At 59.9% G+C, this 18,339-nt stretch carries 20 protein-coding genes; 10 read left to right on the forward strand and 10 right to left on the reverse strand.

The genetic code is table 11. The annotated features are described in order from the left end of the window. Positions 1 to 58: 58 nt before the first annotated feature. From NCR39_RS17160 to ehuB, 6 genes are all read right to left on the reverse strand, one after another. Complete coding sequence (locus NCR39_RS17160; protein WP_250453271.1) at positions 59 to 442, reverse strand: DUF3175 domain-containing protein; 384 nt, start codon at positions 440 to 442, stop codon at positions 59 to 61. Between the two features lie 13 nt (positions 443 to 455). Further along, positions 456 to 1,073 (reverse strand): UdgX family uracil-DNA binding protein, encoded by a 618-nt coding sequence (locus NCR39_RS17165; RefSeq protein WP_250453272.1) that lies wholly within the window; start codon positions 1,071 to 1,073, stop codon positions 456 to 458. A 106-nt stretch (positions 1,074 to 1,179) separates the two neighbouring features. Next, complete coding sequence (ehuA, locus tag NCR39_RS17170; RefSeq protein ID WP_250453273.1) at positions 1,180 to 2,004, reverse strand: ectoine/hydroxyectoine ABC transporter ATP-binding protein EhuA; 825 nt, start codon at positions 2,002 to 2,004, stop codon at positions 1,180 to 1,182. 79 nt (positions 2,005 to 2,083) lie between these two features. After that, positions 2,084 to 2,752, reverse strand: coding sequence for an ectoine/hydroxyectoine ABC transporter permease subunit EhuD (gene ehuD / locus NCR39_RS17175; RefSeq protein WP_250453274.1), 669 nt, complete (start codon positions 2,750 to 2,752; stop codon positions 2,084 to 2,086). Then, positions 2,749 to 3,432, reverse strand: a complete 684-nt coding sequence (gene ehuC / locus NCR39_RS17180; protein WP_250453275.1) for an ectoine/hydroxyectoine ABC transporter permease subunit EhuC — start codon at positions 3,430 to 3,432, stop codon at positions 2,749 to 2,751. Before ehuC ends, ehuD begins: the two co-directional genes overlap by 4 nt. A gap of 50 nt (positions 3,433 to 3,482) precedes the next feature. After that, on the reverse strand, positions 3,483 to 4,334 hold the full coding sequence (gene ehuB / locus NCR39_RS17185) for an ectoine/hydroxyectoine ABC transporter substrate-binding protein EhuB (RefSeq protein WP_250453276.1): 852 nt from the start codon (positions 4,332 to 4,334) through the stop codon (positions 3,483 to 3,485). A gap of 210 nt (positions 4,335 to 4,544) precedes the next feature. Between ehuB and ehuR the strand changes: the two genes are divergently transcribed. The 9 genes from ehuR (at position 4,545) to NCR39_RS17230 (ending at position 14,256) form a co-directional block, all read left to right on the forward strand. After that, positions 4,545 to 5,942: a MocR-like ectoine utilization transcription factor EhuR gene (gene ehuR / locus NCR39_RS17190; protein ID WP_250453277.1), complete on the forward strand. Its 1,398-nt coding sequence runs from the start codon at positions 4,545 to 4,547 to the stop codon at positions 5,940 to 5,942. An 86-nt stretch (positions 5,943 to 6,028) separates the two neighbouring features. Next, positions 6,029 to 6,994: a hydroxyectoine utilization dehydratase EutB gene (gene eutB / locus NCR39_RS17195; RefSeq protein ID WP_250453278.1), complete on the forward strand. Its 966-nt coding sequence runs from the start codon at positions 6,029 to 6,031 to the stop codon at positions 6,992 to 6,994. Positions 6,995 to 6,997: 3 nt separating this feature from the next. Beyond that, entirely contained in the window at positions 6,998 to 8,008 is a 1,011-nt protein-coding gene (locus tag NCR39_RS17200; protein ID WP_250453279.1) for a cyclodeaminase, read from the forward strand. 11 nt (positions 8,009 to 8,019) lie between these two features. Then, positions 8,020 to 9,237: an ectoine hydrolase DoeA gene (gene doeA / locus NCR39_RS17205; protein WP_250453280.1), complete on the forward strand. Its 1,218-nt coding sequence runs from the start codon at positions 8,020 to 8,022 to the stop codon at positions 9,235 to 9,237. Positions 9,238 to 9,241: 4 nt separating this feature from the next. Next, entirely contained in the window at positions 9,242 to 10,264 is a 1,023-nt protein-coding gene (gene doeB / locus NCR39_RS17210) for a N(2)-acetyl-L-2,4-diaminobutanoate deacetylase DoeB (RefSeq protein ID WP_250453281.1), read from the forward strand. A gap of 3 nt (positions 10,265 to 10,267) precedes the next feature. Continuing rightward, the gene (locus NCR39_RS17215) at positions 10,268 to 10,741 is read left to right on the forward strand and encodes an Lrp/AsnC family transcriptional regulator (RefSeq protein ID WP_250453282.1); all 474 of its coding nucleotides are present in this window, start codon (positions 10,268 to 10,270) and stop codon (positions 10,739 to 10,741) included. A 135-nt stretch (positions 10,742 to 10,876) separates the two neighbouring features. Then, entirely contained in the window at positions 10,877 to 12,355 is a 1,479-nt protein-coding gene (locus tag NCR39_RS17220; protein WP_250453283.1) for an NAD-dependent succinate-semialdehyde dehydrogenase, read from the forward strand. 37 nt (positions 12,356 to 12,392) lie between these two features. Next, on the forward strand, positions 12,393 to 13,802 hold the full coding sequence (locus NCR39_RS17225; RefSeq protein ID WP_250453284.1) for an aspartate aminotransferase family protein: 1,410 nt from the start codon (positions 12,393 to 12,395) through the stop codon (positions 13,800 to 13,802). Between the two features lie 130 nt (positions 13,803 to 13,932). Beyond that, positions 13,933 to 14,256 (forward strand): hypothetical protein, encoded by a 324-nt coding sequence (locus NCR39_RS17230; protein ID WP_250453285.1) that lies wholly within the window; start codon positions 13,933 to 13,935, stop codon positions 14,254 to 14,256. Positions 14,257 to 14,319: 63 nt separating this feature from the next. Here NCR39_RS17230 and pqqA read toward each other — a convergent pair whose 3' ends face one another. From pqqA to NCR39_RS17245, 3 genes are all read right to left on the reverse strand, one after another. Beyond that, a complete protein-coding gene (pqqA, locus tag NCR39_RS29660) occupies positions 14,320 to 14,394 on the reverse strand; it encodes a pyrroloquinoline quinone precursor peptide PqqA (protein ID WP_008353049.1) in 75 nt (24 codons plus the stop codon). Positions 14,395 to 14,557: 163 nt separating this feature from the next. Further along, complete coding sequence (locus tag NCR39_RS17240) at positions 14,558 to 14,758, reverse strand: hypothetical protein (RefSeq protein WP_250453286.1); 201 nt, start codon at positions 14,756 to 14,758, stop codon at positions 14,558 to 14,560. Positions 14,759 to 14,778: 20 nt separating this feature from the next. Then, the gene (locus NCR39_RS17245) at positions 14,779 to 15,012 is read right to left on the reverse strand and encodes a DUF2795 domain-containing protein (RefSeq protein WP_250453287.1); all 234 of its coding nucleotides are present in this window, start codon (positions 15,010 to 15,012) and stop codon (positions 14,779 to 14,781) included. A 127-nt stretch (positions 15,013 to 15,139) separates the two neighbouring features. Between NCR39_RS17245 and NCR39_RS17250 the strand changes: the two genes are divergently transcribed. Further along, positions 15,140 to 15,376 carry a hypothetical protein gene (locus tag NCR39_RS17250; protein WP_250453288.1) on the forward strand — a complete coding sequence of 79 codons (237 nt, stop codon included), beginning with the start codon at positions 15,140 to 15,142 and terminating at the stop codon, positions 15,374 to 15,376. Between the two features lie 14 nt (positions 15,377 to 15,390). Here the strand turns inward: NCR39_RS17250 and NCR39_RS17255 are convergent, their stop codons facing one another. Beyond that, positions 15,391 to 18,288: a sensor domain-containing phosphodiesterase gene (locus NCR39_RS17255; RefSeq protein ID WP_250453289.1), complete on the reverse strand. Its 2,898-nt coding sequence runs from the start codon at positions 18,286 to 18,288 to the stop codon at positions 15,391 to 15,393. Between the last annotated feature and the right edge of the window lie 51 nt (positions 18,289 to 18,339).

Raw genomic sequence — 18,339 nt, forward strand, 5'->3', positions numbered from 1 at the left:
CGTCTCCTGGTAGGTTCAACGCCTTCGAGCAAGGAATATTCCCGTCTTGCAAACGCGGTCACGGCTTGCGCCCGAACGCTTCACGCAAGTGCTTCTTCGCGCGCTCTAGTGTGTTGCGCCGCGTCTTGGGCAGATTGCGTCCGGCGCGATTGATATAGAAATTCAGCATCGACATGGCCGATTGAAACGGCGAGCCTTTGCGCCGCTTGCTGCTCGTCGACGAATGCTTGAGCGACTGGGCAATTTCTTCTGCGTTGCCCGTCTTGAAGATATCGCGTTCGATATCCATCGCATCGCTCGTTTCCATGACGTGATGCGACCAGCGCTTCGATGTTTTCTTCGTGGACTTACTCGGCTTTTTCTTGCGATCGCTGGCAAGCGTATGGCGCTGCCGCGTGTTGCCGGATTTGCCTGTCTTCGTCGTCTTTCGTGTCGTTGGCATGGCGGGTTCTCGACTAACGTTTTTTCTTGAGCAAACGATGCGCTTCGCTTAGCGCATCGACGATCGCCCGATAGGCGGCCTGGCGCGTCTGCGGATCGGGCGCGCGCAAAACGTATGACGGGTGATAAGTCGCGACGATCACGCGTCCGTCATGGTCGATGGGATGGCCCATCGACGCCTGCAGCTTGGCTTTTGAATCGCTAAGAACGGATTTGAGCGCGGTTGCACCGAGCGCGACGATGACCTGCGGATCGATATCGGTAGTCTCACGATCCATCCAGTAATGACAGGCGTTTATTTCACGCTGCGCAGGCGTCTTGTGCATGCGGCGCTTGCCGCGCGGTTCCCACTTGAAGTGCTTGACCGCGTTGGTGACGTACACCTCTTTGCGCGCGACGCCCGCTTCTTCGAGCGCGCGATCGAGCATGGCACCGGCTGGACCGACGAAAGGCTTGCCCTGCAGATCCTCTTGATCGCCGGGCTGCTCGCCGACGATCATCAACGGCGCATGACGCGGCCCCGCGCCGGGCACGCCTTGCGTCGCGTCCTTATAGAGCGCGCAACGATGGCACGTATCGAGTGAGTCCGGCGTTTGATCCGGTTCGACGCCGGGTTCCTTGCTCGTCGCCATGAGCGTCAGGCGCTTGGCCCGCAGAGCGGTCTAAGCGGAATCGAAGGCATCGCACTCTCCCCTGAATGAGCGAAAAGTGCGAAGCAATTAACGGACCGCGCCCCGATTACAGTGCTTCGGTAACTGCGCGCAAGAATTGTCGCGTGCGCTCATGTTGCGGCGCGGAGAAGAATTGCTGCGGCGGCGCCTGCTCGATGATCTTTCCTTGCGAGAAGAAGCAAACGCGATCGGCGAACTCTTTGGCGAAGCCCATTTGATGCGTGACCATCAGCATCGTGAGGCTGTGTTCATCGCCGAGTTTGCGAATGACGTTGAGCACTTCGCCGCAGAGTTCGGGATCGAGCGCGGAAGTGACTTCATCGAACAACATGATCTTCGGCCGCATGGCGAGTGCGCGCGCAATCGCGACGCGCTGCTGCTGTCCACCCGACAATTGCGATGGAAAGTGATTGCACTTCTCGGCGAGACCTACCATGGAAAGCAGTTCGCGGCCGCGCTCGGTGGCTTCTTTCTTCGATAAGCCGAGCACGCGCATGGGCGCTTCGATGGTGTTGGCGAGCGCCGTCATATGCGGAAAGAGATTGAAGCTCTGAAACACCATGCCGATCTTGCTGCGTACCTGACGCACATGACGTGCGGACGCAGGCACGAGCTTGCCGCCTTGCATTTCGTGCGTGAGTGGTTCGCCATCGACTTCGATGACGCCATCGCTGAGCGGATCGAGCGTCATCAATACGCGCAATAGCGTGGATTTGCCCGAGCCGCTCGGCCCGATGATCGCCACCTTCTCGTGACGCACGATGTCGAGGTCGAGTCCATCGAGCACGGTCAGCGCGCCATAGCGCTTGGTGACGTTGCGAAAGCGTACGATCGGCGCATTGGCGCGGTCATCGGCGGCAGCGGACAGCGCCGGGTCGAGGTCTCGTTTCATCTGCTGTTCCTTTTCCCTGAGTTCCATTACCGTGCGCCGTCCAGCGAGGTCGTATTAATCGATACATGAGCGCCGTGCATCATGGCAACCTCACGCGCCGTTCGAGATGACGCACGCCGGAAGCGAACGTCACGCTGATGATGAGAAAGAATACGCCGGTCATCGTGATGGGCTCCAGATAGCGGAACGTCTCCGAGCCGATGTTCTTGGCTTGCTGCATCAATTCGACGACGGTTATCGCGGAGAGCACCGGCGTGTCCTTGAACATGGCGACAAGGTAATTTCCCAGCGCGGGAATCACCGGACGAATGGCTTGCGGAAGAATCACGCCGCTATACGTGCGCCACGGTGAAAGTGAAAGCGCGCACGCCGCTTCCCACTGACCGCGCGCAACGCCATTGAGTCCCGCGCGATACACCTCCGACACATAGCACGCGTAATGCACTGCAATGCCGATGGTGCCGGCAGTGAGCGCGGACATCGTGAGGCCGTAAAGCGGTGCGACATAGAAGAGCACATACACTTGAATCAAAAGCGGCGTGCTGCGAATGAATTCGATGAAGAAAGCTGTGGTCTTCGCAACGGGCGCAAAGTCGCTGCGTCGCATGATCGCGAGCACGAGGCCAAGCACCAGCGCGATTGCAAAACCGACGAGCGTGATGCCGATGGTGTAAGTCGCCGCGCGTGCAAGCTCGGGAAGAATATGCAGCGCGTATTTGATGTCGAATAATTGGCCTAGAGAGTTCATGATGCAGCCCTCGGAACGGCGCGGCGCACGACGACATGGCCGCTTACGCGACGCTCGAAATAACGCATCACCGCAACGATGACTTGCGCAAGCACGAAGTAAATCAGCAAGGTCAGCCCGAATATTTCAGCCGTCTTGAAGGTGGCTTCGTCGAGCTGGCGCGCACGGAATGTCAAGTCCGAAAGCGTGATGAGCGATACGAGAGACGTGCCCTTCAACAATTCGATCATGAGATTCGTGGCGGGCGGCAATGCATTGATCATCGCCTGAGGCAGGACGATGCGCCGCATGCGCGCCGCGGGCGGCATGTTGAGCGCGAGCGCTGCTTCGAATTGACCGCCAGGCACGGAGCGCAGCGCGCCGCGCAGAATCTCCGAGCCATACGCGCCGTAGTGAAGCCCAAGTCCGACGATGGCGACCGTGAACGGCGTCAGGTGAACATTGAATGGCGGCAGCGGCAACACGAAGAAAAACCAGAACAACTGGACCAGCAGCGATGTGCCGCGAAAAACCTCGACATAGACATTCCCGGTCCATCGCACGATGCGATAAGGAGCGGCGCGCAGCGTCGTGGCGAAACCCGCCATCACGATCGCAAGCAGAATGCTGCAAACAGCTATTTCGATCGTAACGAGCGTGCCTTGCATCAATAAAGGCAGAAGCTCATTGAGGTCACTCATGACGGTTCCTCGCTAGTTTCAGAACGCGGCGCGCACGCATTACTCAAGCCTTAGCCGCCGCAAAGCTCGGGCGCTTTCTTGTCGGTCAGGTTCGTCTTGTCGAAGCCGAACGGTCCGACCGTCTTCAGATGATCTTCCGTGCCAAGCCACGCATGAAGTTCCTTGTTCACCGCATCGCGCAAGTCGGTATCTTCCGGACGGAAGGCGAGCGCGCCGTAGCCGATGTGCTTCGGATCGTCGTTGAACTGACTGACCGCTTCGACTTGCGGGCCGCCTTTCGATGCAAGACCTTTCATCGTGAGCGCGGTGCCTACGGCGGCATCGGCGCGGCGCGCGCGCACGGCCTGCAATTGCGCAGTGGTGTCCGGAACCTGAAGGATCTGGTCGTCCTTGATGCCCGCTGCTCGTGCATAACCGAGTTCCGCCGTGCCGGCCATGATCGCCAGCTTCGTGTCCGTTTGCTTGGCGACATCGGCATAACTGTGAAGGTTCTTCGGATTGCCCTTCATCGTGAGCAGCGTGTCGGGAATCTGGTATTGCGGATCGGCAAACGCCACTTGCTTGCATCGTTCCGGCGTGATGTACATGCCCGCCGCGATCACATCGAAGCGGCCTGCCTTCAGACCCGGAATAAGCGCGCCCCATTCGGTGAGAACCGCATCGACTTTCTTGACGCCCAGCTTCGCGAAAACCTTCTTGGCGATTTCGGGCGATTCACCGGTGACGGTGCCATCGGGAGTCGTATAGGCAAAAGGCGTTTCGTTCGCATAGCCGATACGCACCTCTCCGGTGCGCTGGATGCGCTGCAACGTCGTTTCCGCACTGGCGCTCGTCGTGACAACGAAGCTCGCAGTAGCCACACAAGCCGCTAAGAGCAATCCGGAGAGTCGTTTGGTCTTCATGGGGTTTCCGTTCGTATGGTTCGTTTGTCGTGTGGTCGGGAACGCGATTCAAGTAAAAACCCTTAAGAACCGCATGTTTTCCGCGCTCGACGCGCAGTCACGAACGCAGAATACAAAGCCATATATTTGTTCCGATTGCTCTAGGACAATTATTTTCGCGTGCCGTTTTGCGCCACTATTGCGCATGGACTAGGCGGAAGGGAGCAGCAATTGAACGAACGATGGCGCGAGGCCGTGCGCGCGGTGCAAGGCGTGCAATCCAAATACAAGCGGCTCGTCAAGGCGATGGCCGGCGATATCGAAAGCGGCGAACTTGCCGAAGGCGCACGCTTGCCGCCGCAACGCGAAGTCGCGGCGGATCTGGAAATCAGCGTGCAAACGGTGACCAATGCCTATAAGGAATTGGAGCGGCAAGGGCTGATCCGATGTGAAGTAGGGCGTGGAAGCTTCGTCGCGGCGCGCGTCACTGAGACCATGTCCAATTACATGCTCGATAACGCCGAGCGCTCCGTCGTGGACTTTTCCATCGCGCGGATCGTGCATACGCCCGAGCACGATGCCATGTGGCGCAAGGTCTGCGCGACGCTCGCGACCGTCGAGGATCAGCCGTGGATACGCGCGTTTCGTCCCATCGCGGGCTTCGAGCATCATCGGCAAGCGGGCGTGACGTGGCTCGAATCGCTCAACATGCCCGCAAGCGTCGACACGTTGCTCGTCACGAACGGCGTGGCGCACGGCATATTCTTGGCGCTCGCTTCGATCGTCGGACCTGGAGACACTGTCTTGTGCGAGAGCCTGACCGATCATGGCGTGATCGGCTCCGCTAACGTGCTCGGGTTTACGCTTAAAGGACTCGAAATAGATGAGCACGGCATACGTCCCGAGCATTTCGAAGAAGTCTGCGATAGCGAACGCGTGAGCGCGCTCGTCTGCACGCCGACGCTCAATAATCCCACTGTCGCCGTGATGCCCGATTCGCGCCGTCGTGCGATTGCGCGCATTGCCGAGCGCTATGGCGTGTACGTCATCGAGGACGATGTCTATGGCGCGCTGCCCGCTAAAGCCCAAACGCCTATTGCGAGCCTGATTCCCGAACTCGCGTTTTACTGCACCAGCATGACGAAGTCGGTATTGAGCGGCTTGCGCACCGGCTTCATGACCGTGCCGCGCCGCCTTGCGTTGCGTGCCGAAAGCGTATTGCGCGTGTCGAGCTGGATGGCGACATCGCCGATCGCGGAAGTCACTGCGCGATGGATCATGGACGGCACCGCGCAACGGCTCGTGCAGATTCAACGCGAGCGTGTGGCGGCGCGCCAGAGTGTCGTGCGCGAGATTCTCGGCGAGTACGTTCTAGGGAGTCATCCCAATGCGCTTTCCGCGTGGCTGCGCGTACCGGACGCCTGGGAAGCGGAACGCATCACGCGCGAGCTGCGCAATCGCAATATCGCGGTGACATCGCCCGATCCGTTCCTCGTGCGCGGCGCGGTCAGGCCCAATGCAGTGCGCCTTTGCGTCGGCGCGGAAGTCAACGAGCCCACGTTCCGCACGGCGATCGAAACCATTCGCGAGGTATTCGAGCAATATCCGCACGTGCATGACTTCAATTGATCGTCCGGATTGAACTAGGACAATCCGATTTGATTTTTTAGGACATTAGACTCGGTTGCACTGCTACTCGAAATCGCAACCGCGTCATGTCAGAACTCACGCTTGCCGATGTTTATCGCGCGCGACAACGCATCAAGGGACGCGTGGTCGCTACGCCGCTCGTGCATTCGATGACGCTGTCGCGCATCGCGGGCGTACCGGTTTATCTCAAGCTCGAAACGGTTCAGCCTACGGGCAGCTTCAAGCTGCGCGGCGCGACGAATGCGCTTGCACAACTCGCGGAAGAAGGCTGCGAGCGTGTCGTGACGGCATCGACGGGAAATCATGGGCGCGCGGTCGCGCATGCTGCACGCGCCCTCGGCATGGAAGCGGCCGTGTGCATGTCGTCGCTCGTGCCCAAAAACAAGGTCGATGCAGTCGCTGCATTGGGTGCGCGCGTCGTCATTAGCGGCAAGAGTCAGGACGATGCGCAAGTCGAAGCGCAACGTCTCGTGCGCGAAGAAGGTTATGCGTATGTCCCTCCTTTCGACGATCCACGCGTGATCGCGGGACAGGCGACCATCGGCCTCGAGATTCTCGAAGCGCTGCCGGATGCATCGACCATCATCGTGCCGCTTTCAGGCGGCGGACTCTTCAGCGGCGTTGCGTTTGCGTCCAAATGCGTGCGGCCCGACATCGCGATGATCGGCGTATCCATGGAACGCGGCGCTGCCATGCATGCGAGTCTCGCAGCGGGCAAGCCCATTTTCGTCGATGAGCTAGAGACGCTTGCCGATTCGCTCGGCGGCGGCATCGGGCTCGATAACCGACATACGTTCAGCATGACGCGCGAATTGATCGACCATGTCGTGTTGCTCGATGAAGTGTCCATTGCGCGCGGCATCGTGCATGCGTATCGCGAAGAGCGGCTCGTTATCGAAGGCGCGGCGGCGGTCGGCATTGCGGCCGTGCTCGATCGCGCCGTCGAAACGCGCGGCACGAACCCTATCGTCATTGTCATCAGCGGCTGCAACATCGACATCGACGCGCATCGCCGTTTGATCGGAGCCTGATACATGTCCGCCATCGACCGATCCACTGTTCTTCTGGGCGAAGCGCATTTGCGCACGCTCGTGCCGCTCGATCTCGACGCGATAGAGCAAGTGGAAGCCGCGTTTCGTTCGCTTGCAACCGAAGCCGTCGCGATGCCGCCTATCCTTCGCCTCGACATTCGTGAGCACGCTGGAGAAGTCGACGTGAAAACCGCTTATTTGCCGCGCTTTTCCAGCTTTGCAATCAAAGTGAGTCCGGGGTTCTTCAACAACCCAACGCTCGGATTGCCGAGTCTCAATGGACTCATGCTCGTGTTGTCCGCGCGCACCGGTCTCACCGAAGCCGTGCTGCTCGATAACGGATATCTCACTGCAGTGCGTACCGCAGCGGCTGGCGCAGTCGCCGCGCGTTGGCTTGCAAGGCGCGATGCGAAGCGCGTCGCGATCATCGGTGCGGGCGAGCAGGCTCGTTTGCAACTCGATGCGCTGCGTCTCGTGCGCGACATCGACCATGTGACCGTATGGGCGCGTGAGCGTGAGCGCGCGCTGCAGTACGTGCGCGATTGCGAAGCGCGAGGCATTGCATGCGAAGTCGCGGATAGCGTGAGCCATGCGCTCGAGCGCGCCGATATCGCCATCACTACGACGCCGAGCCGCGAGCCGTTGATTCATGCGCGTGACCTCCATCCCGGCCTGCATATCACGGCAATGGGATCGGACGCGGAGCACAAGAACGAAATCGCACCGGATGTATTCAACGCCGCGCGCTACGTGTGCGATCGCTTGCAGCAAACACGCGTGCTGGGCGAACTGCATCACGCGATCGAGGCGGGAGTCGTCGCAGCCGATGCGACTTTCGCCGAGCTGGGCGAAGTCATTGCAGGACAGGCACCCGGCCGCACGAGCGATGACGAAGTGACCGTGTGCGATCTCACCGGCACCGGCGCGCAAGACACCGCCATTGCAACGCTTGCACTCGATCGTGCGCGAAAAGCGCAGGCCGGAACCATTTTTCATAACGACGTGACGCTCTGATAGAGGGGACGATGTCAGAAATCAAGCAACAGGGCTCAAGCGAAGCGCCTGCCGTGCGCTTGCCGTTCGAGCGAAGTGAATACGACGCACGCATTGCAAAGACACGGCGCGCCATGGAGCAGGCGGGCATCGATCTGATGATCGTGACCGATCCGACCAACATGGCGTGGCTCACCGGCTACGACGGCTGGTCGTTCTATGTGCATCAATGCGTGCTGCTTTCGATGGAAGGCGAGCCGGTATGGTTCGGCCGCGGTCAGGACGCGAACGGCGCGAAACGCACTGTTTTCATGGGGCATGACAATATCGTCGGCTACCCGGATCACTACGTGCAATCGCAAGTGCGTCATCCGATGGATTACCTCTCCACCGAAGTGATCGCTGCGCGCGGCTGGGACACGAAGCGCATTGGCGTGGAGATGGACAATTACTACTTCAGTGCGAAGGCGTATGCGTCCCTCGTTCAGCACGTGCCGAATGCGCAGTTCAAGGATGCGACCGCGCTCGTCAATTGGCAACGCGCCGTCAAGTCGCCGCGCGAGATCGAATATATGCGCATTGCAGCGCGTATCGTCGAGAAGATGCATGCGCGCATTCTCGACAAGGTCGAGCCCGGCATGAAGAAGAGCGACCTCGTCGCGCATATTTATGAAGCGGGTATTACGGGCGTCGAAGGATATGGCGGCGACTATCCGGCTATCGTGCCGCTCTTGCCCACGGGTTCCGATGCAGCGGCGCCGCATCTTACCTGGGACGACTCGCCATTCACCGCGAATGCCGGCACGTTCTTCGAAATCGCAGGATGCTTCAAGCGATATCACTGTCCGCAATCGCGCACGGTGTATCTCGGCAAGCCGCCGCAGCATTTCATCGATGCGGAAAAGGCCGTGGTGGAAGGCATCGAGGCCGGGCTTGCGGCCGCCACGCCGGGCAATAAATGCGAGGACATCGCCAATGCTTTCTTCTCGGTGCTGCGCAAGTCGGGCATTGAAAAGGACAGCCGCTGTGGTTATCCGATCGGCGCGAGTTATCCGCCGGATTGGGGCGAGCGCACGATGAGCCTGCGTCCAGGGGACAAGACCGTCCTCGAACCCGGCATGACGTTTCACTTCATGCCGGGCCTGTGGCTCGACGACTGGGGCCTTGAAATCACGGAAAGCATCCTGATTACCGATACCGGCGTCGAGACCTTCTGCAATACGCCACGCAAACTGTTCGTGAAGGAGTAGCACGATGCGCGCGTCACCGATGAGCCCGACCGTCGATTTCGAGGCGGAAGGCGAACAGCACGGCTTTCTCAAGCTGCCGTACTCGCGCAACGATTCCGCATGGGGCGCGGTGATGATTCCCATCACCGTGATCAAGCGCGGCGATGGTCCTACCGCGCTGCTCACCGGCGGCAATCATGGCGACGAATACGAAGGGCCGATCGCGCTGGCAAAGCTCGCTTCGACGCTCAAAGCCAAGGACGTGAACGGCCGCGTGATCATCGTGCCGTTCATGAACTATCCGGCGTTCAAGGCGGGCGCGCGCACGTCGCCTATCGATGCGGGTAACTTGAATCGCAGTTTTCCCGGCAAGCCCGACGGCACCGTGACCGAGAAGATCGCGGACTATTTTCAGCGCCATTTGTTGCCGCTTGCGGACTACGTGCTCGATATTCACGCGGGCGGCCGCACGCTGGACTTTCTGCCGTTCGCGGCCATCCATCTATTGCCGGATGCCGCGCAGCAAGCGCGATGCGAAGCCGCGATGCGCGCATTCGGTGCGCCGTATTCGATGCGCATGCTCGAACTGGATAGCGTCGGTCTCTACGACAGCGCAGCGGAAGAAGCGGGCAAGGTGTTCGTATCGACGGAACTGGGCGGCGGCGGAACGTCCACCGCCGCGAGCGTGGCGATCGCCGAGCGCGGCGTGCATGGATTCCTCGCATACGCAGGCGTGATAGAAAAGGAAGTTGTAAAAGGCGAAGCCCGCGCGACGACCTTGCTCGATATGCCCGATGGCTCCTGCTACACGACGAGCGAGCACGCGGGCTTGCTCGAAATGTGCCTTGATTTAGGGGATATTGTGAAAGAAGGCGATGTCCTCGCGCGCGTCCACGACATCACGCGTTCCGGCGCGGTTCCCGTCGAATATCGCGCGAAACGTGCGGGACTGCTTGCGGCGCGTCATTTTCCCGGCCTCGTGCAGACGGGCGATACGGTTGCCGTCGTCGCCGATATCGTCGAGCGCAACATCCCTGTCGCCATCTGACCGATGAAACTCGACCGCTATGACGTAGGCATCCTGCGCATTCTCGCCCGCGATGGGCGCATTACGAAATCGCGCCTTGCGGAAGAGATCAATCTTTCGGTCTCGCCTGCATGGGAGCGCGTCAGGAAGCTCGAAGAAAGCGGCATCGTGCGCGGTTATCACGCGGATATCGACTGGACGGCGGTCGCGAAGGGCAGCCGTATCGTCGTCGAGGTGACGCTTTCGCGGCATACGGCACAGGACATGCGGCGCTTCGAGGAACGCGTGGCTCAGGCCGATGAAATCGTGCAATGCTTTGCCACGGGCGGCGGCGTGGATTATGTGCTGCATGTGGTCGCGCGCGACATCGATCACTATCAGCGCTTCATCGACTCGCTGCTTGTCGAGGAACTTGGCATCGAGCGATATTTCACTTATATCGTGACCAAGGTCGTGAAGAGTGGCAGCGATGGCGTGCCCGAGTGGATAGACGTTTAGAAACGCCTTTGTTGCGCCGGCCAAACAGAAAAAAACGCATCGCGCGATACCGACAACGAAAAATTCATCAGTGGCAAAGGGCTTAAAGTGAGTTCATCGGATCACGAACGAAAGCCCACGCAAGGAATATCGATCATGTTGCTCGGTCATCCCATTCTATTCAAATCGCTTTGCTATATCGACAATCGTTGGGTGCATAGCGACAGCGCTGCGTCCATCGCAGTCGTCAATCCTGCTGATCAGAAAGTGATCGGCCATGTGCCGATGCTGGATCAAGCGCAGATCGAAAGCGCCGTCGATGCAGCGGATCGCGCATTTCAGTCATGGCGCTGGATGCCGCAGCAAAAGCGCAGCGCATTGCTGCTGCGCTGGCATGAGTTGATCATGCGTCATCAGGCCGATCTCGCCGGCATTCTTTCTCTCGAGCAAGGCAAGCCGCTTGCGGAATCGCGTGGTGAGATTGCCTATGCGGCGAGCTTCGTCGAATGGTTCGCGAACGAGGCCAAGCGTCTTGCTGGCCGCACGATACCGACGCACATCGACGGCGCGCATCTCGGCACCGTCATGGAGCCGGTCGGCGTCGCGGCGCTCATCACGCCCTGGAATTTTCCGGTCGCGATGATCACGCGAAAGGCTGCGGCGGCGATCGCGGCGGGTTGCACGGTGGTCGTCAAGCCTGCGCACGAGACGCCGTTCTCCGCTATCGCACTGGCGCAACTCGCAGAAGAGGCGGGCTTTCCGCCGGGCGTGTTCAACGTGGTGATCGGCGAACCGCAAATGGCGATGGAAACGCTGGTCAGCGACACGCGCGTGCGCGCAGTGAGTTTTACCGGATCGACGCGTGTGGGTGGCCTCGTTGCCAAGACTGCGGCGGCATCGGGCATCAAGAAACTCGCTCTGGAACTGGGCGGCAACGCGCCTTTCATCGTGACGGAAGACGCCGATCTCGAACAGGCGGTGCGCGTGGCGGTAGGCGCGAAGTTTCAAACGTCGGGACAGGATTGCTGCGCCGCGAATCGCATTCTGGTGGCGCGTCCGCTGTATGAGCAATTCGTCGAACGCTATACGGAAGCGGTCAAGGCATTGAAAGTAGGAAGCGCATTCGAAGCCAATGTCGACGTCGGCCCGTTGATGCATCAAGCCGCATTCGATTCGACCGTCGCACGCATTGAAGACGCCAAAGCGCAAGGCGCGCGCATCACCACGGGCGGCAAGCCGCATGCACTTGGCGGCTGGTTCCATGAGCCGACGGTCGTCGCGGATGCCAAAGCGGGCATGGGCATCTACGACGAAGAGAACTTCGCGCCTATTTCCGCCGTTTCCTCATTCGATACGCTGGACGAAGCGGTCGAGCGCGCGAACGACACCGAATATGGTCTGGCCGCTTATGTGTGCGCGACGCGCATCGACACGATCTTTCAACTCGTGCGCCGGCTCGAATTCGCGATGGTTTCCGTCAACGGCGTCAAATTCACTGGCGCGCCGATTCCCTTCGGCGGCATGAAAGCCTCGGGACTCGGACGTGAAGGCGGTGCGGAAGGCTTCGAGCCTTTCGTCGAAACCAAATATTTTTGCCTGGGCAATCTCGGCTTGCCGCTGTCAAGCGCAGCCTGAACGAACGACTCTCAAGATACGCAACAAGGAGAAACACATGAGCCAACAGAACCAATCGCTCGAACAAAAATTCGCCGAAGACCGCGCCCACTTCATGCATCCGTCGACGCATGCGCATGATCACGCGAGCGGTGCATTGCCGGGCAAGATCGTGACGGGCGCTAAGGGCATCCGCATCGAAGATCATCAAGGCAAGAGTTATATCGATGCATTCGCCGGCCTCTATTGCGTGAATATCGGCTATGGACGCACTGAAGTCGCCGATGCCATTTACGAGCAGGCGAAGAAGCTCGCGTATTACCACACGTATGTGGGCCATTCCACGGATGCGATCATCGAACTGTCGTCGCGCATCATCGACTGGTCGCCGGAGGGCATGAAGAAGGTCTACTACGGCATGTCGGGATCGGATGCGAACGAAACGCAGATCAAGATTGTCTGGTACTACAACAACGTGCTGGGCCGGCCGAACAAGAAGAAGATCATCTCGCGCGAGCGCGGTTATCACGGGTCGGGCATCGTCACGGGCAGCCTGACCGGTTTGCCGAGCTTTCATCAAAACTTTGATCTGCCGATCGATCGCGTCAAGCACACGGTGTGTCCGCATTGGTATCGCAAGGCGCCGGCCGGCATGAGCGAAGCGCAATTCACCGCGTATTGCGTCGAAGAGCTGGAGAAGCTCATTGCGAAGGAAGGCGCGGGTACGATCGCCGCGTTCATCGCCGAACCGGTCATGGGCACGGGCGGCATCATTGCGCCGCCGCAAGGCTACTGGGAAGCCATCCAGCAAGTGCTCAAAAAGCACGACATCCTGCTCATTTCCGACGAAGTGGTGTGCGGCTTCGGCCGTCTCGGCTCGAAGATGGGTGCGCAGCATTTCGGCATCAAGCCGGATCTCATCACGGTTGCAAAGGGTCTGACGAGCGCGTATGCGCCGCTGTCGGGCGTGATCGTGCATGAGCGCGTATGGGATGTGATCGAGAAAGGCTCGCAGGAATACGGCGCGATGGGTCATGGCTGGACCTACTCGGGCCACCCGATTTGTGCTGCGGCAGCGCTGGCGAATCTCGATATCCTCGAACGCGAAAATCTCACGCAAAATGCGGCCGATGTGGGCGGCTACTTGAATGCGCAACTTCACGCTGCATTCGATGCGCATCCGCTCGTCGGTGAAGTGCGCGGCGCAGGCATGCTCGCGGCGCTCGAATTCATGGCGGACAAGGAAGGCCGGAAGCCTTTCGATGCCGCGTTGAAAGTCGGCCCGAAAGTATCAGCCGCGGCGCTCGAACGCGGCGTGATCGCGCGCGCCATGCCGCATGGCGATATCCTCGGTTTTGCGCCGCCGCTCGTCACGACACGCGCAGAGGTGGATGAGATCGTCGGCGTCGTGAAGCAGGCAGTGGATGCCGTCGCTAACGAAGTGATTGGCTCGACTGTCGCCGGCTGAATCACTAAGGCCTGAGTCAGCCGCAGTAACGAGGCCCGCCTTGTCGCGGGCCTTTCTTTTTCGACGTGTGGCAACGAAGTGGAATGTGCGTTGCTCTTATCCCGTCAATCAATTCGACAGGAGGCATGCAATGAACAATGACGATCGTTTGGAAGGACCAGGAAGCACGGACAAGCCGCTCGGCGATGCAGGCAGTGGAGCAAGCGGTGGCGGATCGATAGGCAATCTGCCGGGACCGGGCGCGGCCACAGGCGCCGACCCTAAGCAAGGCGTGCGTCAACCGAATGCAGGTGAAGTCGAACCGGAAAACAGGCGGCTGGATCAGCATCCTCATCAGACGGCAGAGGTGCCGCTCGGCTCGGGGGATCGGCCGGACCCGCCGGGAAAGGGCGGCCTGGGACCGCAAGACGCGCAAGAGAATAAGCAGCAGAACGTACCGCCGCGCGGAAATTAAAACGTTAGTAACTGCAAGCCAAAAGCAAAGCGGCCGCTCATCGCGGCCGCTTCTTTATGCCGATTAGCGGGTGGCAATATACATCGTGATTTCGAAGCCAAAACGCATATCGGTGAAGCTAGGGGTTTCCCACTTCATAAAGCCTCCTTGTGCGATAAGTGGCCTGACGGATGCCGGGCCGTTGCGCAGTGATCTCCTGCAAGCGCCGTGCAAAACTGCGCCCCCAAATCGACGCCCTTAAATCCTAGCGGACTTTGTCGCTTGCATGATTGGAAATTGCGTACGCGTTCATTTAATTTTTTTATAGCGGCCTGGGACGATTTCCCGAGTCATCAGGGTTAATGCGTAGTTTGTCCGGATCCGTTGCGTCATCGCGCTCCAAAGCTTCGCCGGGGCGCGGGATTACCCTATCTATTTCGTCATCGCGGATGTTGTTCAGATCATTACCGCCCGGCGCGCGCGGCTTGTCGTGCGTATCGGGCGCTTCAGGAGTTTGAGCCATTGCGTTTCCTCGTTTGATATTCACTCGGCGCGCGAGGCTTCGCGCAGCACGGCTGCGTCGCTGTCGTACTTGTGATCGCGCATTTTTCTGAGCAGCGCGAGTATCTCGCCGTCCGCGCCGTTGCTTTCCGCCAGCGCCATCAACTTCTCTTTGCCCATTGGATACTCGGCGCCCTTGAGCGCGCGGGCCACTTCTTCCATGCGCGGTTCGTCCTCGTGCCGTTGATCTTGCGAATGCGCGGGATGTTGGGACATAACGCCTCCTTGTTCGATGTGACGATTACTTCGCAAACGCTTGAATGGCAGCAACGGCCGTGCCCATCGCCGGGCGCGATTGATGCTCCGATGCTCGAGTGAGTATCAAAGAAAGGAGGAAATGCAGATGACCATAGCCGCAGACCGCCTATCGGACACCGAGGTCAAGATAGAGAACACGATCTATACGTTCGACAGCAAGGAGAGAGCCGACGCGTTCCAGCAATGCCTGGGCGGCGATAGCGTCGAGACTTGCAAGACCGATCACGCGCCCGTATCGACACGCGCCGCCACGAGCGATAGCGCGCCGCTCGGCGGAGAGCCGGGCAGCATCATTTCGCCGTCGATGGGCGGCATGCCGTGAGTCTTAGCCAGCCTCTATAGCGCCGCGTTATTCGTCGCGCGCGGCGCGAGAGAGGCGCGCGTGAGCGCGTCGAGCGGAAGAGGGTGATCGAAAAAATAGCCTTGCGCCTGTGCTGCGCCCATATCGCGCAACACGGCGAGCGTTGCTGCGTCTTCGACACCTTCCGCAACGAGCGTCAAGTCGAGTGACTCCGCCATGCGCACGATCGCCCGCACGATTGCGCGGCTGCGTGCGCTTTCAGTCAGTTCGAGAATGAACGACTTGTCGATTTTGAGGCCGCTGAATTGGTATTGATGCACATAGCTCAGCGATGAAAACCCCGAGCCGAAATCGTCGAGGACCACGGACATGCCGTTATCGGCAAGACGTTGCATGGTGCGGCGTGCGAGATCGGGTTCGGCGACCAGCGCGCCTTCGGTCAATTCGAGGCAAAGACGCGACGGCGATACGCGATATCGCCGCAGCAGCGCGAGCACGTCATCCGCGAATTCGGGGCGCGTCATGCTGTAGCTCGAACAATTCACATGCACCGGCGGCCAATGCGCGTAATGCGCATTCGAGAGAATGGCGGCAACGCGTTCGAGCATGTAAAGATCAAGCCGGCCAATAAGCCGAAGCCCTTCCACCGAGGGCAGGAACTGCCCCGGCCCCACGATGCTTCCATCAGCCTGACGCCAGCGTATCAATGCTTCCAGTGCGACGATTTCGCCGCTCTTCACATCGACGATAGGCTGAAAATAGGGCACCAATTCGTCGTCGCGCTTCATTGCATTGCGCAGCGCGCCTTCGCGTTCCACCTGATCCGACACTTCACGCCGCAATTCCTGATTGAACACGATAAAGCTGTCGCGCCCCGCATTCTTCACGCGATACATGGCCGTGTCCGCATCGCGCAAAAGATCGACAGGCTCGGTATGAAACTGACTGTCCGCCGTGACGATGCCAATACTGCACGACGAAAACACCACATGTTCTTCGATGTGAAACGGCAAATCGAATGCAGCGAGAACACGCTTGGCGATCGCCACTGCGTCCTGCACCGGCGCGTTTGCAGATAGCACGGCGAACTCGTCGCCGCCGAGACGCGCGAGCAGATCCGTCGAGCGCACGCAATCACGCAGGCGCGCAGCGGCCTGCACGAGCAGCATGTCGCCGAAGTGATGCCCGAGGCTGTCATTCACGACTTTGAAACGGTCAAGGTCGATGAACATCACCGAGAGTTCCTGGCCGCGCGTGCGATAGTCGTTCCACGCGCCGCAAAGCCGCTGCATGAGATGACTACGGTTAGGCAAGCCCGTTAGCGAGTCATGAGCGTTCTCGTGGAGAAGACGTGCGTTGGCTTCATCGAGTTCGCGCGTGCGCGCCTGCACGCGTGCTTCGAGTTCCAGATTAGCTGCGTGCAGAGCTTCTGCATCGCGGCGGCGCGAAAGGGCCGTATCGATATGACGCGATACAAACGTAAGCAATTCCTGATCGCGCAACGAATAGCGCACGAGCGGCGAGTAACTTTGCACGGCAAGCACGCCGCGCACGACGTCGCCATCGAAAAGCGGAATGCCGAGCCATGAACGCAGGCGCACGCTGCCCGTTTCCGTATCGAACGCGCCTTCGTCTATGAGGCGCATCGCTTCCTGATGATCGATCAGCCGCGCGCGCCGCTCGCCGATGACATATTCCGTGAGTCCGCGCTGGCCGCGCCGCGGATCGGGGCGTTCCTGCACGATTTCATCGACGTAATAAGGGAAGGAAACCTCGCCCGTTTCGGTTTCGAACAAGGCGATGTAGAAATTGCGTGCATAGAGCAATTCGCCGACGATGCCGTGCAAGCTGCGAAAAAACTCCATCATGTCGCCGGGACGGCTCGACAATTCCGCGATCTGATAAAGCGCAGCCTGCAAGTGCTCGGAACGCTCCCGCTCCGCAATGCCGTGACGCAAGGCCGCGTTGAGCTGCGAGAGTTCGGATGTGCGCCGCGCGACCTGCTCTTCGAGATCGGCGCGGTGCAAGATGCGGTCGAGCGCCATCGCCACGTGTCGCGCGACGACCAGAAACAGCGCGCGATCTTCGGCGGTGTAGATGCGCGATACGTCGTAGACCTGCATGGCCAGCATGCCGAACACGTCGTCGGATGCATTCTTGAGCGGCGCGCCCATCCAGAACTCGGGGCGGTCGCCAAGACAAAAGAAGCGCCCGTCGCGTTCGGCGGCGTTGATGTCGGCGCGCGTGACGAACAGCGGCTGGCCGCTCGTCAGCACGCGGCCGGTCATTGAAAGATGCGAAGGATCGAGAATGTCGTAATTGTCGGCCTCGAGTACATCGGTATCAATGACATCGACGTAATACGGGTAAGTAATTTTGCCGGTCTTGCGGTCGTAGAGCGCGAGATAAAAATTCTCCGCATCGATGAGCGTGCCGAGCCGTTCATGCACGCAACGCAAGAATTCGGCGCGGTCGCGCACCGAGCTTGCCAGATAGGCAATTTCGTACAACACGCGCTGCGTCAGTTGTGCGCGCGCCAACGCCTCGGCCTGCACGCGTTCGCCAAGGCGCCGCGCGAGGCTCGCTAACTCTCTGTTGTGTCGATGTACGGCCGGCGCGAGCAGCCATCCGAGGACGCCTTCACTGCGCCCGGTCGGCCAGCGATGCCAGCCGTGCGCGGCGCACTGCGCTTCGAGCCCTTCTTCCGGAATACTGCGCGGCCAATGCAACGGCGCGTCGCCACGGTGTGCAAGATGCAACTGCTCGCCCGCGCGATACCACGCCCATTCGCGGCAGCAATTGATCGAGGCGGCGTCGCGCAGCAGCGTTTCGACAGGCTGCGCATCGGTCACTTCCGTCACATCCGTCAAAGCCGTATCGGCCGCGGCGGAAGCCGAACCCGGCGTCGCGTTATATGCGGAAAACACACTCATCGGCGCTCCAGGCCATTCTCTTTAAGGGCGTTGAGGCCGCCTCGCCGGCGG

The sequence above is a fragment of the Caballeronia sp. ATUFL_M2_KS44 genome, assembly GCF_023630965.1.
Lineage (GTDB): Bacteria > Pseudomonadota > Gammaproteobacteria > Burkholderiales > Burkholderiaceae > Caballeronia > Caballeronia concitans.

Bases quoted from the DNA above. Each gene is read 5' to 3' on its own strand.
- NCR39_RS17240 (WP_250453286.1), bottom strand. From the start codon at position 14,758: ATGGCTCAAACTCCTGAAGCGCCCGATACGCACGACAAGCCGCGCGCG.
- NCR39_RS17245 (WP_250453287.1), bottom strand. From the start codon at position 15,012: ATGTCCCAACATCCCGCGCATTCGCAAGATCAACGGCACGAGGACGAA.
- ehuC (WP_250453275.1), bottom strand. From the start codon at position 3,432: ATGAGTGACCTCAATGAGCTTCTGCCTTTATTGATGCAAGGCACGCTC.
- ehuB (WP_250453276.1), bottom strand. From the start codon at position 4,334: ATGAAGACCAAACGACTCTCCGGATTGCTCTTAGCGGCTTGTGTGGCT.
- doeB (WP_250453281.1), top strand. From the start codon at position 9,242: ATGCGCGCGTCACCGATGAGCCCGACCGTCGATTTCGAGGCGGAAGGC.
- NCR39_RS17215 (WP_250453282.1), top strand. From the start codon at position 10,268: ATGAAACTCGACCGCTATGACGTAGGCATCCTGCGCATTCTCGCCCGC.
- doeA (WP_250453280.1), top strand. From the start codon at position 8,020: ATGTCAGAAATCAAGCAACAGGGCTCAAGCGAAGCGCCTGCCGTGCGC.
- ehuD (WP_250453274.1), bottom strand. From the start codon at position 2,752: ATGAACTCTCTAGGCCAATTATTCGACATCAAATACGCGCTGCATATT.
- ehuA (WP_250453273.1), bottom strand. From the start codon at position 2,004: ATGAAACGAGACCTCGACCCGGCGCTGTCCGCTGCCGCCGATGACCGC.
- NCR39_RS17225 (WP_250453284.1), top strand. From the start codon at position 12,393: ATGAGCCAACAGAACCAATCGCTCGAACAAAAATTCGCCGAAGACCGC.
- NCR39_RS17165 (WP_250453272.1), bottom strand. From the start codon at position 1,073: ATGGCGACGAGCAAGGAACCCGGCGTCGAACCGGATCAAACGCCGGAC.
- eutB (WP_250453278.1), top strand. From the start codon at position 6,029: ATGTCAGAACTCACGCTTGCCGATGTTTATCGCGCGCGACAACGCATC.
- NCR39_RS17250 (WP_250453288.1), top strand. From the start codon at position 15,140: ATGACCATAGCCGCAGACCGCCTATCGGACACCGAGGTCAAGATAGAG.
- NCR39_RS17200 (WP_250453279.1), top strand. From the start codon at position 6,998: ATGTCCGCCATCGACCGATCCACTGTTCTTCTGGGCGAAGCGCATTTG.
- NCR39_RS17220 (WP_250453283.1), top strand. From the start codon at position 10,877: ATGTTGCTCGGTCATCCCATTCTATTCAAATCGCTTTGCTATATCGAC.
- NCR39_RS17255 (WP_250453289.1), bottom strand. From the start codon at position 18,288: ATGAGTGTGTTTTCCGCATATAACGCGACGCCGGGTTCGGCTTCCGCC.
- NCR39_RS17160 (WP_250453271.1), bottom strand. From the start codon at position 442: ATGCCAACGACACGAAAGACGACGAAGACAGGCAAATCCGGCAACACG.
- NCR39_RS17230 (WP_250453285.1), top strand. From the start codon at position 13,933: ATGAACAATGACGATCGTTTGGAAGGACCAGGAAGCACGGACAAGCCG.